General features: G+C 47.2%; 11 protein-coding genes. 7 read left to right on the top strand and 4 right to left on the bottom strand.

Features of this window, described 5'->3' with window-relative positions; translation table 11 throughout:
- Window positions 1–41 precede the first annotated feature (41 nt).
- From ON006_RS05670 to ON006_RS05640, 7 genes are all read left to right on the top strand, one after another.
- Window positions 42–1667 carry a RagB/SusD family nutrient uptake outer membrane protein gene (locus ON006_RS05670; RefSeq protein ID WP_244819448.1) on the top strand — a complete coding sequence of 542 codons (1626 nt, stop codon included), beginning with the start codon at window positions 42–44 and terminating at the stop codon, window positions 1665–1667.
- A gap of 18 nt (window positions 1668–1685) precedes the next feature.
- Window positions 1686–2852 (top strand): glycan-binding surface protein, encoded by a 1167-nt coding sequence (locus ON006_RS05665; RefSeq protein ID WP_244819449.1) that lies wholly within the window; start codon window positions 1686–1688, stop codon window positions 2850–2852.
- Between the two features lie 105 nt (window positions 2853–2957).
- Complete coding sequence (locus ON006_RS05660) at window positions 2958–4637, top strand: hypothetical protein (protein WP_244819450.1); 1680 nt, start codon at window positions 2958–2960, stop codon at window positions 4635–4637.
- A gap of 354 nt (window positions 4638–4991) precedes the next feature.
- Window positions 4992–5540, top strand: coding sequence for a YceI family protein (locus tag ON006_RS05655; RefSeq protein WP_244819451.1), 549 nt, complete (start codon window positions 4992–4994; stop codon window positions 5538–5540).
- A gap of 133 nt (window positions 5541–5673) precedes the next feature.
- A complete protein-coding gene (locus ON006_RS05650) occupies window positions 5674–6102 on the top strand; it encodes a DM13 domain-containing protein (protein ID WP_244819452.1) in 429 nt (142 codons plus the stop codon).
- A 198-nt stretch (window positions 6103–6300) separates the two neighbouring features.
- Window positions 6301–6663: a response regulator gene (locus tag ON006_RS05645; RefSeq protein ID WP_244819453.1), complete on the top strand. Its 363-nt coding sequence runs from the start codon at window positions 6301–6303 to the stop codon at window positions 6661–6663.
- Window positions 6664–6672: 9 nt separating this feature from the next.
- Window positions 6673–7179, top strand: a complete 507-nt coding sequence (locus ON006_RS05640; RefSeq protein WP_244819454.1) for a DUF892 family protein — start codon at window positions 6673–6675, stop codon at window positions 7177–7179.
- Between the two features lie 351 nt (window positions 7180–7530).
- Here ON006_RS05640 and ON006_RS05635 read toward each other — a convergent pair whose 3' ends face one another.
- From ON006_RS05635 to ON006_RS05620, 4 genes are all read right to left on the bottom strand, one after another.
- On the bottom strand, window positions 7531–7917 hold the full coding sequence (locus ON006_RS05635) for a YidH family protein (RefSeq protein ID WP_244819455.1): 387 nt from the start codon (window positions 7915–7917) through the stop codon (window positions 7531–7533).
- 62 nt (window positions 7918–7979) lie between these two features.
- Window positions 7980–8267, bottom strand: a complete 288-nt coding sequence (locus tag ON006_RS05630; RefSeq protein ID WP_244819456.1) for a hypothetical protein — start codon at window positions 8265–8267, stop codon at window positions 7980–7982.
- A 43-nt stretch (window positions 8268–8310) separates the two neighbouring features.
- Window positions 8311–9420 (bottom strand): efflux RND transporter periplasmic adaptor subunit, encoded by a 1110-nt coding sequence (locus ON006_RS05625; RefSeq protein ID WP_244819457.1) that lies wholly within the window; start codon window positions 9418–9420, stop codon window positions 8311–8313.
- On the bottom strand, window positions 9401–12607 hold the full coding sequence (locus tag ON006_RS05620) for an efflux RND transporter permease subunit (protein WP_244819458.1): 3207 nt from the start codon (window positions 12605–12607) through the stop codon (window positions 9401–9403). The genes ON006_RS05625 and ON006_RS05620 overlap by 20 nt, the downstream gene beginning before the upstream one ends.
- Window positions 12608–12623: the final 16 nt, after the last annotated feature.

Here is a 12623-nt window from a genome sequence, read left to right as displayed (position 1 = left end):
CGGGCAACCGGGCACAACATCAATTTCAAAAATATTTCTATATGCAATTCAAAAACAAGTTCATAGCAGCCATTGGAGCGCTGATGCTCATGCAGGGATGCGGCGAGGATTTTCTCGATCGTCCACCGCTGGATGCCATTACTTCGGGCAACTTTTACAAAACCGATGCTGAAATTCTGGCCGGGACCGCTCCGCTTTACAATATCGTTTGGTTCGACTTCAATGATAAAGCCAGTATGGCCTTTCAGGAAGCCCGCGCGGGTAACCTGAACTCCAATGACCGGACGGCCTACATCAAGCACGCGATCTCGTCGACGGACGTAAGTAACCTTTTGCCGGGTTATAAATCGTTTTACAAGATTATCGCCCAAAGTAATAATGCCTATAAGGCGATCAAGGAAGCCCAGGGCAGCACCGCTTCGGCAGCGGGTAAAGCACAAGGACTGGGTGAATGCCGTTTTATGCGTGCTACGGCCTATTATTACCTAGTTGCCAACTGGGGAGCGGTTCCTATTGTGTACGACAATGTGGCCCAACTCAACGAAGCGCCAGTGCGTAACAGGATCGAGGATGTCTGGAAACTGCTTATCCAGGATTACCGCTTCGCTGCTGAAAACCTGCCCGCCACTTCCGTGCAGGGCCGCCTGACCAAATACTCAGCCCAGGGAATGCTGGCACGTACGTACCTGATGCGCGCTGGATTGAACCAGAACGGGATCCGCAACCAATCCGATCTGGACAGCGCCAAGCATTATGCCGAGAGCGTGATCACTCAAAGCGGGCTGACACTGGCGGCAACTTACGGGGAGCTGTTCGAAAGCGCGAACAACAATGCCTCAAAAAACAACCCGGAGAGCCTTTTCTCGCTACAATGGATGCCTTTGAACAGTCCGTGGGGCGTCAATAATTCCTTCCAGGCCTACTATGCTTATGATGCCAACATTACCGGCACCGGCGATGGCTGGGGAGCCGCACAGGGCCTTTCGGCTGATCTGGTGAAGTATTTTACCGAAAATCCGGCCGATTCCCTGCGCAGAAAGGCTACCGGCATGTTCGACGGCGATGTTTATCCCGCTATCCAAAAAGCTTCCGGCGGTTTGAAATATACCAGACCTGATGCATTCTCGGCGATTAAAAAATACATTATCGGCTCGCCTGCGGATAATGGAGGTTTGGGTGGGTTTATGTCGGCCAATATCAATTCCTATATGCTGCGTCTGGCAGAAGTATACCTGATCTACGCGGACGCGGTGTTGGGAAACAGTGCTACCACATCCGATGGCAAAGCTTTGGAATACTTCAATCTGGTGCGCAAAAGGGCCGGTATGCCCAATAAGACTTCCCTGACTTTCGAGGATATTTTCAACGAGAGAAGGATCGAGACTGTGTTTGAAGGCAACTCGTGGAATGAGATTGTCCGGTGGTATTATTTCAATCCCGTGAAAGCCACTGCCTACACGGCTGCTCAGCATAAAGAAAACTATGCGATGAGTTATGTAGCGGGCTCTATCAGTCCTAAAAAGTACAATGTGACTTATTCTCCGGCTGAGTTCTACCCACTGACAGCCGCTACGCTGTACCTGCCGTTTCCTGAGGCCGAGATCGTCAATGCGCCGTCGCTTAAAAACGAGTCGGTCGCATTTGATTTCTCAAAACTTGTTGACTAACCCTAATCTACGACCAATATGAATTTCAAAAATATATATAAAACAGGTTTGGGACTTTTGATGAGCGCAGGAATGCTGCTCTCTTTGCAGAGCTGTAACGAAAATGAGCTCGACGGTGCGCCCACTATCAGCAATGTGCGCCTGCTGGATCCGACTAAGGCCGACAGTTCGCTTAACGGCGCATTGCCGGGCACCCTGATTGTGGTTCAGGGCCAGAATTTAGGCAGCGTTTTGAAGGTCTATTTCAATGATTTCGACGCGAGTTTCAATTCGGCGTTGGGCAGTAACTCCAATATCATCGTCACCATTCCGGCCAATGCACCTACCAAGGCGGCGGATGCGGGTGTTTCCAGTAAAATCAAGGTGCTGACCAAAGGTGGCGAAGCGACTTACGACTTCGTACTTATAGCACCCCAACCCGTGATCTCGGGTTTGTATTCGGAATTTGTAAAGCCCGGCGCCACGGTGGTGATCAACGGGGATTATTTCTATAATATCAAAACGGTGAAACTGGGGACGACCGCATTACAGGTGGTGAGCAGTACCCCAAAGCAGATCACCGCCAAAATGCCCGCAACCGATGTGATTGGGAGTATAACCGTTGAAGGCGAGTTTGGCATTGCCAAAACTACTTTCAAAATGAATGATCTGGAAGGGCACATGGTGAACTTCGACGTTCCAGCAACTACCTGGGGATCAGAAGTATGCTGGGGCGGCGCGCCCATCATCGCTGCCACCGATTCCGGCGCTATTTCTGGCAAGTTTTCAAGGATCAAGCAGACCAAATTGCCTGCTGCCGGCTACAATGACGGCTGGGTGTTTTCAACCTGCTATTTCGACTTCAAACTGCCTGCTGGTGCTGCTGCCGACAGGCAGTTCAAGTTCGAGCATAACATCGTTGAATCCTGGAAAGCGGGTAAATACGAGATTACCGTTACTGCCGACGGGAAAGAATATTTTTATTTTTTCCAGCCCTGGAATTCGACCGAATATGCCGCCACCGGTTACCAAACCAACGGCTGGAAAACGGCCGTCATCGAACTTTCCGAATTCAGGAATAATGCAGGTAATACTATTGCCGATGTATCTAAGGTCACCGATCTGAAAGTATTGTTCAACACGCCCGATGTAGCCATTGCGTCCTTCAACGGCAGTGTAGACAACTTCCGGATTGTGAAGAAATGATAGCCAGTTTTCAGCTAAGCACGGCAGGCAAGGCTGGTTTACCAGCTTGGCCTGCCGCTCATTTTAAAAATCGCATATCCTATTTCCATCATCCATTAATAAAACATGAGATCAATTTTCTTTAGCGTAAACACGGCATTTTTCTTCTTTCTGGCTACCATCCTATCCGGTCATGTCAATGGCCAGAACCCCGTTCCGGACCATGGACTATTTGTTAACGACTGGCAAGCCAGAACTTTTAAAAAACCACAATCGATTCCAAGCAAAGAGCGGGCTATCGAAAAAGTCAATTCAAAAATTACGGTGTACTATGATGCCAAGATAAACAAGGTTTCCAGGCATATCTCGGGAGTCAATGCAACCACTTATACCGGCGATTATTCGGCCGACAGCAAATTCTCGAAATTGGTTTCTGGTTGGAACCCAAGTCTGATAAGGTTCCCCGGTGGCGACGCAAGTAATGCGTATTTCTTTAAAGGATTACCAGCTGATTTGCCATCCAAATCATTGACCTACAATGGCGAATGGACTGGCTTTGGAGACGGCACAGAAGATATCAGCTGGAAAATGAATACCGCTAAATATTATGCATTTCTTGACTCAGTAAAATCAGGAGGAATTATTACGGTTAACTATGCCTACGCCCGATACGGCACAAGTGCAGATCCCGTGGCAAAAGCAGCCTCACTAGCCGCAGATTGGGTTAGGTTTGATAAAGGCAGAACGAAGTACTGGGAAGTAGGTAATGAAACTTATGCTTGCTGGGAAGGTGGATTTCGTATTGATACTACCTTGAATAAAGATGGTCAACCTGAGTATATTAATGGTAAGCTTTACGGCAAGCATTTTAGGGTATTTGCAGATTCCATGCGGGCCGCTGCCAAACAGATCGGATCGGAAATATACATAGGAGCAATTTTTGCGGATGACGATCATGTATGGGACGGCAGTGGCAAGCATGTTACAAAGAATTGGAACGAGCTATTAGCACCGGAATTAAGAAAAAGCGACGGTGGCAATTACGCAGATTTTATCTCGGTACACTCCTACTTCTTGAATAAAGAAAAAACCCCCAGGGAAATAATTAACAGCTTTAATGTCCCGAAAGGATTACAGAAATTTATATTCGGAAAACTGGATAAAGCACATGTTAAGCATGTGCCTTTGGCATTAACGGAATGGAACATCAAATCGCCACATCAAACGACGCAGGTTGGAGGGCTACAAGCCGTTTCTGCATTTTGTTCCATGCAGGAAATTGGATTCGGTGCATCCTGCTATTTTGCATTGAAAGATTATTGGCGAGGGGACAAAGGTGATTTCGGTATGTTCAGCCATCGCGATTCTCTATTGGCGGATTCAGAACCCTATCCACCCTTCTATCATTTGTATTACATCAATAAGATCATTGGCGACAAAATGATCAAAAAACAAATTGTCCCCGACAATGGTAATTTATTGACTTTTGCATCATCCTATGAAGGCGGTGGAATTGGAATGCTGATTGTTAATAAATCGAATACTGAGCAGTCATTCCAGGTCGATATCCCTGACCTTAAAATAGGCGATAATTATTACTGGTACGAATTGTCAAAATACGATGACGGCAATATCTGGTCGGAAAAAATTGCCATCAATGGAATATCAAATCCAAAATATTCAAAAGGCGGCCCTTCCGAGGCCTTGGCAGAAATCCCTGCCTGGACAAGAAGCACCAAACAAGGAGTTAAAATGAAGGTAAATGGTCTATCGGCTATCTATCTTTTAATTGAGAGCAAAAAATAATAACAAAAACGGATCAGTCCTCGGAATACTGTTCACGGTGGCTTCTGCAATAAACTCTTTGCTCTAATGTCCGCAGATACGTGTGATGCTGATATGGAAGTTCACCAGCGGCAATTTCATGGACAAGGGCATTTACCACACCCTTACTTTGTGAGCCTGTTGCTCCGATTACTAAGATAAAATGGTTTCTTACGAAACAGTAGGAAGGTTACGAAATATCGTAAATCAGTTTTCCTGGCATGGAACCAGATGATCCGTAAATGTTTCGAATTAGCCAACAAAGGCCGTTTTTACCCCCTTGGAATTTCCGGCATGTTCTTTGAAGCAAAGTGCTTCAAAGAAATAACCTAACCTATGACAAAGTACTTGTTGCTTGCCGCCTGTATCATGGCCCCTATCCTGCTGAAAGCACAAACATGGAACGTGCAAAGCACGAGTATATCTTTTCAGGTCAGCATGTTTGGGGCCGATGTGGACGGGACATTCAAAGGATTTAAGGGAACCATTGTTTTTGACATCCTTCGCCCGGAAACAGCCAGCATTTCGGGAAGTGTGGATGCCGCCACCCTGTCCACCAACAACAGTCTGAGGGACCGGCATTTAAAAGAGAAGGATCAGTTTTTCGAGGTATCGAAATACCCCAAAATTGCAATGAGGTCCACTAAAATAGAGAAGGCACCCGCAGGATATACCGGAACATTTGATCTGACGCTCAAAACCGTTACCAAGAGCGTAATGATCCCTTTCACTTTCACGAAAACAGGTGCTAACGCCGTCATGAGAGGAACAGTAGATATCAACCGGAAAGATTGGAAATTCGGCGGAAATACACTGGGGATGTCCGACAAAGTGAAGCTCGATTTCGAGCTCGACTTATCGGCCCGGGTTTCTGAAAACAAATAATCGATCAGACCCAAATATAACACCAAAACTGCTGCCGACCGGACTGTAATTGAACATTTCCGAGCTATCGTCAGCGATATTTATAGTGGATGATTCTTATTCGTTTAATGTTAAACTAAAAAATCTGAATATCATGAAAACCATCACTTTCGTTGTTTTGCTGGGAATGGTCTTAACCAACTGCAAAAGAGAAGAAAACACGCCGGTCGAACCATTGATGGAAACGGTGGACAGTCTGGCCGTCGTCAATGCAAAAGGAAGCTTTACAGGAGTAGGCGGAGAATCCGTTTCAGGTACGGCCAGGATCATTACCGCTGACCAGAAATATAGCCTTGTTCTCGACCAATTCAGCACTAACAATGGCCCTGACCTGCACGTATATCTTTCTAAACAGGCCACGCCGAAAGATTTTATCGATTTGGGTTCATTGAAATCTACCCGGGGAACACAGGTATATGAAATAAACGGAAAGCCTGATTTTACCGAATATAAATATGCGCTGATCCATTGTCAGCAGTTTAATCATTTGTTTGGATCAGCCTTATTGACTGATGCGAAATAAGCATCCCACACATTTATTTTTGGATCTAATCCGCGGCGCGATCGTTTTGTATATTTACTTTCCTATGTGCAATATCCACCACATTTAGTCCCAGTCAATTAACCGATCCAAGAACAAAAGAAAATACAAAAATTAACGAACGAACATTTCTGGCATAGAATTTGCTCCATCCTTAAAAGACCTGCAAATCTTATATCGGTGAAAAAACGAGTATTAATCATTGAGGACGACCACGACCTATTAGAACTTTTGAGGATTGTTTTTCGCGATTCGGGATACGATGTGATATTTTCTCCGAATCTGCTTGACACAGATTACATCAATCTCTTGCACCCAGACCTGGTCCTGCTGGACGTAAGGATAGCGGGCTCTTCCAAGTCCGGAGCAGATATATGTAAGGAGCTAAAAACGCATCCAGAGACCGAAAAGCTTCCGGTAATTCTATGCTCTGGCGAACACAACCTACCCGAACTTGCCCGAAAAAGCCATGCTGATATGTACCTGACCAAACCATATGATTTGGCGGCAATACTTTCCCAGGTAAATAAATATCTTTCATAAACGTCTGCTATGCTACCACCAGAAATCAATGTAAACAGGGATGATATCGAGAAATTCTTCATTGGTCACCTCAACAAGATTTACGCAGCGAAAACCTTGCTGCGCACCGAATTGCCTGAACTAATGGACAATGTACATTTTTCAGATCTTAGGGAAGCGATCAACGATACTGTCGAAGATGTGAAAAAGCAGATTAGCAGGATGGACGAAATTTACCAAATTATGGCGGCAGAAATCTCCGACGCCGGCTGCAATGGAATGAAAGGCCTTGTAGAAGATTCATTCCATGACATTAAAATTCACGGTGAAAATCCTGAATTAAGGGACATGTCAATACTGTTTTATCTGCACAATATCGAAAGCATCGAAATGGCCTCGTTTCAAATCCTCGAAATGGCTGCTGTTAAATTAAGAAATGATAGGATAAAACGCCTTATAAAAAAGAACTATGAGCAGGCCCGGGCTGATAGGACGTTGTTTCTGCTTATCAGCGCCAAATATATCGCGACGGTGTAAGGCAGAAATGCCAGGCCATCCGAAAAATAGAGCTGTCCTGTTGGTGGCTGGATGCACCCGAACCGGGAAACAACCCGCGACAGACCAATGTGCTGGCGACTATACCCCCTTTCTGGCGTAAACACCTTTCGCCGTCTTGCTATCCCATTTACCATCATGATTGTAAAAATGAATGCTTTTCCCTGAGAATATAACGGATACAAGCGTCTCTGAGCAGTCAATAGCGTTTGATCGCAGCTCGGAAAAAGCACAGAAGCTGCCAATCACCCAACGCATTTTTACTATACCCTGGTGCCGTAGCTCACCGGGACAAAAAAGAAAGAGAGTGATGATTTTGACTACAGTCATTGTTCATACACTTTGCAGCAGGTACGCAATTAATAGCATACTAATCAGCAAAATCACAGCGGTGAGCATGCTCACTGATATTGTTGAAGGCGTGTAGGTATAGGTTTTTAATTGCTTGTTGGTTCTTTTGTATTGCAGAAAGGCAAAAAAGATTGAGAGGGCACCCATAGAGACCAATATTATACCGATGATAGCCGAATACCCATGCGAATGCGCATTTGCCTTGGTTTGAAGGGCCAATTCAATCTGTTTTACAAATATGGAAAACTTTACGACTACAAAACCAAAGGCCATGATGCCTATCCCGGTCCTGACCCAAGCCAGGTAAGTCCGTTCATTAGCCAGATGATCGTTGGGCTTATAGGGTTCCTTCCTTTCTTGCTCTGCCATAGTATAAGTTTCACAAGTAGTCTGCCGCCTAATTTTTTTCTATTAACGTTAATGCTCGTCTGTCACATTAATGTCTGATCCGAATTCAAATTCAAATCCGAAAGCTTGTCAATTAACGGGTTAGCCTCATCTAAATATTGCTGTTCGCTTAACTCTCCATTGTTATAATGAACCAATAATTCATCCAATTCCTTTTTTATATGCAATTCACTCCTTTTTTTGATGATATTTTCCCGGCGGATACGCGAGCGGCGACGTTTTCCAGAAGTCCATACAGCAACAACATAGTTTACCATTTGACATACTATACCTAGCATAAGTACACATAAAAGGTCTAGTAGCATTCCCATAGTTGTTACCGGTTCAAAGCAATTCCGGAATTTTACCCACCTGTTAGTTCATGGTAATCTGCGTTCCTTCCCTTAGATCATCACGCGGGTTGACAATGACCTTGTCCCCCGTCCTGAGGTTTCCAAATACTTCACTCATCGTGGAAGACTGCTGGCCTTGCCTGACTTCGACAAATTCAGCAGCACCCGATGCATTGACACGGATAACGTACTGCCTTTCCGTAGAAGAGATTACCGCAGTCCGAGGTACAGTAAGGGCTCCGCGTGTCCCTTCCGGCGACAACATGATCTCTGCAAACATGCCGGGCCTGATGTTTCCAGATGAGTTATTTACATCAATTTCTACCGTTTCGGATCGAAATTTCTGGCTCATACTTCCAGATCTACGGCTAATGGCCCCGTTGAAGAGCTTACCAGGCATGGCGTTGATTTGAAATGTCACTTGTTTTCCTTGCCTAAGTCCAAGGCTGTAACTTTCTGGAATGTCCACTACCAACCTTAGTCGGTTTTGCTGTTGTAACATCAGCATCGGACCGCTCATGCTAACCCCCGAGCCTACCAACGCGCCTGGGTGCACATTGCGCTCGGTAATGACCCCATCGAATGGTGCGCGAACGGTCAGGTAGGATTTAATTTGTGTAAGCGCTTCAAAATTCGCCGCTTCCCCTATAGCTGCTGCACTATCGGCCATCATGCGCGCCTGTGCACTTTCCAGATCAAGGGCAGATACAGAACCGGTGATTTTACTGCTAGCCTTCAACCTTCTGAAATGCTCCTTGCTGGCCACAAGCATTGCCTGGGCTTTCAGATAGTTCGAACGTGCCGCTACTAGCTGCTGCTCAGTTTCAGGCGCTTCAAGAACCATCAGCACCTGGCCCCGGTGAACGATGGAGCCCCGGTCAACGAGCACTTTTTGTACAAAGCCATCTGCCTTCGGATAAATGCTTACCTGCTGAAAAGCAAGAAATTCACCAGGAAGCTGGATTTCTTGCCCGACCTTACCTGTTGATACCTGAGCAAACTTAAAGTTGGCCGCGTGTTTTTGCTCAGTCATTTTCTTGGATTTTGTATCCGCTGACTCAGAAGAAGTGCAGCCGCTGAAAATGCCCAGTGACAGCAGTAATAAGAGGTAGTTATAATGGGTGGTTTTCATATGTCTGGGATGTATTTTGGTTCGTTGAGCCATTTGCATGCATGATTATGGTAGACGGGATATTTTCTGGCAAAAGGGAAGGATTATCAAAACCCGCTTTTTTCTGCAAAAGCACGTACACCTGCGGAACTATATAAAGCGCGGCCAGCGTGGATGCGATCAGCCCTCCGATCACGGCGCGTCCCAGCGGGGCAACCTGTTCCCCGGCCTCACCAGTGCCAAGGGCCATCGGTATCATACCGGCAACCATGGCAAAGCTGGTCATGAGGACAGGGCGCAGCCGAAGGCCCGCGCTATCAATGGCCGCCCGGTTAGCATCGCGGTATTCCCAGCGCAGCCGCTCGGCATTGGTAACGATCAAAATTGCATTGGCCACCGAGATACCTGTGGACATGATAATGCCCATGTAAGACTGCAGGTTCAATGTGCTGCCTGTCAGCAGCAGCAAAGCGATGGAGCCGACAATAACCGCTGGAACTGTCGAGAGAATGACCACAGACAGCTGCAATGACTGGTAATTGGCTGCCAGCAGTAGGAAAATGACCAGGATCGCAATACCTAATCCCAACTGCAGGCTGTCCAGCGTCTCGGTAAGCAGCGAAGACATCCCTTTAATCTGGGTAACCAGTCCCTTGGGCGCCGCGCCAAGCCCGGCAATTACCTTCTCAACTGAGCTGGTTGCGCTGCCCAAATCCTGATGGTGGATATTGGCAGAAACTGTTACAAACCTTCTTGGCCCGGTACGTGAATATTCTCCCGGCAGCGTATCAACTGAAAAAGTGGCAACATCGCCCAGCACCGGCCGGACCTGGCCGGCCACAAGGGGGATTTCTTGTAATTGGGCCAAGTTTCGCATTGCATATTCAGGAATTTGTACCTGCACTTGATAGGTGTAGGCCGCTTTTTGGTCGAGCCACTGGTTTTTTTCCGTATACCGGCTTGAAGAAGTAGATGCGGTGATCGAGCGTGCCGTCTGCTGCAGGCTTAGTCCCATCACAGCCATTTTCTGCCGGTCGAGCTTGATATTAATAACGGGAAATTTCAATGGCTGCACGATACGCACGTCACGCAAATGCTCGTCTTCTGATAATCCTGCAACCAGCTTGTTGGCATAACCTTCAATCTCTTTCATGTCCCTGCCGGCCACCTGTACCTCAATGGGTGTAAAAGCCCCACCACTCATGAGTTTTTCGGTCAGGTCAGCAGGCTCAAACGAAAGGGTAATGTCAGGCATCTGCTGCTGGACAGCATCGCGGATGCGCTGCTTTAAATTCTGCATATTGGTTTTATACTCTTTGTCGAGCCCAACCTTGATCACCGCATCGTTAGGCCCATTGGTACTTACATACAGGTTTGAGGTCGCATAATTGGTGGGCACCACGCCGACATAGGCCGATGAAATGGCAAGATTGCCTTCGCTGACCTCGTCCACCAACGTTATGAGTTTCGCTACTTTTTCTTCAGTGCGTTCCAACCGTGTTCCGTCGGGTGTTTTCATGCGGATCACCATCTGCCCCGAGTTCAGCTGTGGGAGCATATCTTTTCCGATCAACATAAACCCGGCCGCTGCCAGAGCGAAGATTACCACCACATAAACGCCTACAATAAGGCGGTTATGGCGCAGCAACCTTCGGTTCTGGCCGATGAAACTTTCACGTACGCGGTCGAGCAGAGCGGGTTTAGAAGTTTTTTTCAGTTCCCTGCCAGGGCCGTCCACATGGTCTTTAAGCATCCAGTTGGCCAGGATAGGCACCAGGCTCTGCGCTAAGAAGTAAGACACAGTCATCGCAAAACCAATGGAAAGCGAAAGTGGTAAAAACATGGCCCTGGGAACGCCCGACATAATGAAAGAAGGGGCGAATACGGCCAGGATACAAAGTAGGATCAATAATAGTGGCAGTGCTACCTCCTTGCATGCATCATAAATCGCCTGCTGCCTGGGTTTTCCCATTTCCAGGTGTTGGTGGATATTTTCAATGGTCACAGTGGCCTGATCGACCAGTACACCAATCGCCAGTGCAAGTCCCGACAGGGTCATAATATTGATCGTTTGCCCAGCCAGGCTTAGAAACAGCACCGCGGCAATAATGGATATTGGAATGGTAATGATCACAATCACTGACGAGCGCCAGTCGCCAAGGAATAAAAGCACCATAAGCCCCGTCAAAATCGCGCCGAGACCGCCTTCGAAAAGCAGACTTTTAACTGAATTGATGACAAAGATGGACTGGTCAAATTCGTAGGCAACCTCGATGTCCTCAGGCAGCAAGCTACGCATCTCAGGAAGCTTTGCCTTCAAGGCAGTGACGACTTCCCAGGTTGAAGCATCTGCGGTTTTTACTACCGGAATATAGGAGGACCGGCTGCCGTTGACCAGGGCATAGCCAGCTGTTACATCCGAGCCGTCTGTAACGGTGGCTATATCACGCAAAAAAACAGTATTTCTCCCTTCGGTCCTGACCGGGATCCGCCCAAAGTCTGCCACTTGGTCTTCCAGCGAGTTAAGGGTTGTGATGTAAGTTGTATTATCGACCCGGATATTACCCGAAGGCGTCATAGCGTTATTGGCCGCCAAAGCACCTACGACTTCATCGGGCGAGATATTTAGGCTCCTTGCTTTCTGGGGGTCCAGGTTAATGACCACTGTCCTGGCGTTGGTCCCGATTGGCGGTGGCGCGGTAAGCCCCGGAACAGTCGAAAACAGTGGACGGATACGGGTAACGGCAAGCTCATGAATCTCTTTTAATGATTTGGTTTTACTGCTAAAAACCAAATCACCGATGGGGACCGAGGACGCGTCATAGCGGACAACTTGTGGCGGCAATGCACCCGGTGGGAAAAACTTCATGGCACGGTTGACCTGGATGGCCACTTCCGCGGCCGCCTGTGCCATGTCACTTCCTTCGTAAAAAGCCAGTTTTACGATCGTAAGACCCTGTACACTTCGGCTGCTAATCTCCCTGATACCTGCAATGTAGAGAAATTGGTCCTGCATACGGGTGGCAAAGAAGCCTTCCATTTGAGCAGGGGACATTCCTCCGTAAGGTTCGATCACGTAAATAACCGGGGAATTTAGACGGGGAAATATATCGATCGGGATGCGGGTTGCCGATATGATCGAAAAGACCGCCAAACCGGCAACCAATACCAAAACCGAAATGGGGCGTTTTAATGAGATGGATAACATTGAGTATCTGGACTAA

This window comes from Dyadobacter pollutisoli, from assembly GCF_026625565.1.
Lineage (GTDB): Bacteria > Bacteroidota > Bacteroidia > Cytophagales > Spirosomataceae > Dyadobacter > Dyadobacter pollutisoli.
This window is presented reverse-complemented; position numbering and strand designations above follow the sequence as displayed.

Bases quoted from the DNA above. Each gene is read 5' to 3' on its own strand.
- ON006_RS05665 (WP_244819449.1), top strand. From the start codon at position 1,686: ATGAATTTCAAAAATATATATAAAACAGGTTTGGGACTTTTGATGAGC.
- ON006_RS05620 (WP_244819458.1), bottom strand. From the start codon at position 12,607: ATGTTATCCATCTCATTAAAACGCCCCATTTCGGTTTTGGTATTGGTT.
- ON006_RS05640 (WP_244819454.1), top strand. From the start codon at position 6,673: ATGCTACCACCAGAAATCAATGTAAACAGGGATGATATCGAGAAATTC.
- ON006_RS05660 (WP_244819450.1), top strand. From the start codon at position 2,958: ATGAGATCAATTTTCTTTAGCGTAAACACGGCATTTTTCTTCTTTCTG.
- ON006_RS05635 (WP_244819455.1), bottom strand. From the start codon at position 7,917: ATGGCAGAGCAAGAAAGGAAGGAACCCTATAAGCCCAACGATCATCTG.
- ON006_RS05630 (WP_244819456.1), bottom strand. From the start codon at position 8,267: ATGGGAATGCTACTAGACCTTTTATGTGTACTTATGCTAGGTATAGTA.
- ON006_RS05655 (WP_244819451.1), top strand. From the start codon at position 4,992: ATGACAAAGTACTTGTTGCTTGCCGCCTGTATCATGGCCCCTATCCTG.
- ON006_RS05650 (WP_244819452.1), top strand. From the start codon at position 5,674: ATGAAAACCATCACTTTCGTTGTTTTGCTGGGAATGGTCTTAACCAAC.
- ON006_RS05670 (WP_244819448.1), top strand. From the start codon at position 42: ATGCAATTCAAAAACAAGTTCATAGCAGCCATTGGAGCGCTGATGCTC.
- ON006_RS05625 (WP_244819457.1), bottom strand. From the start codon at position 9,420: ATGAAAACCACCCATTATAACTACCTCTTATTACTGCTGTCACTGGGC.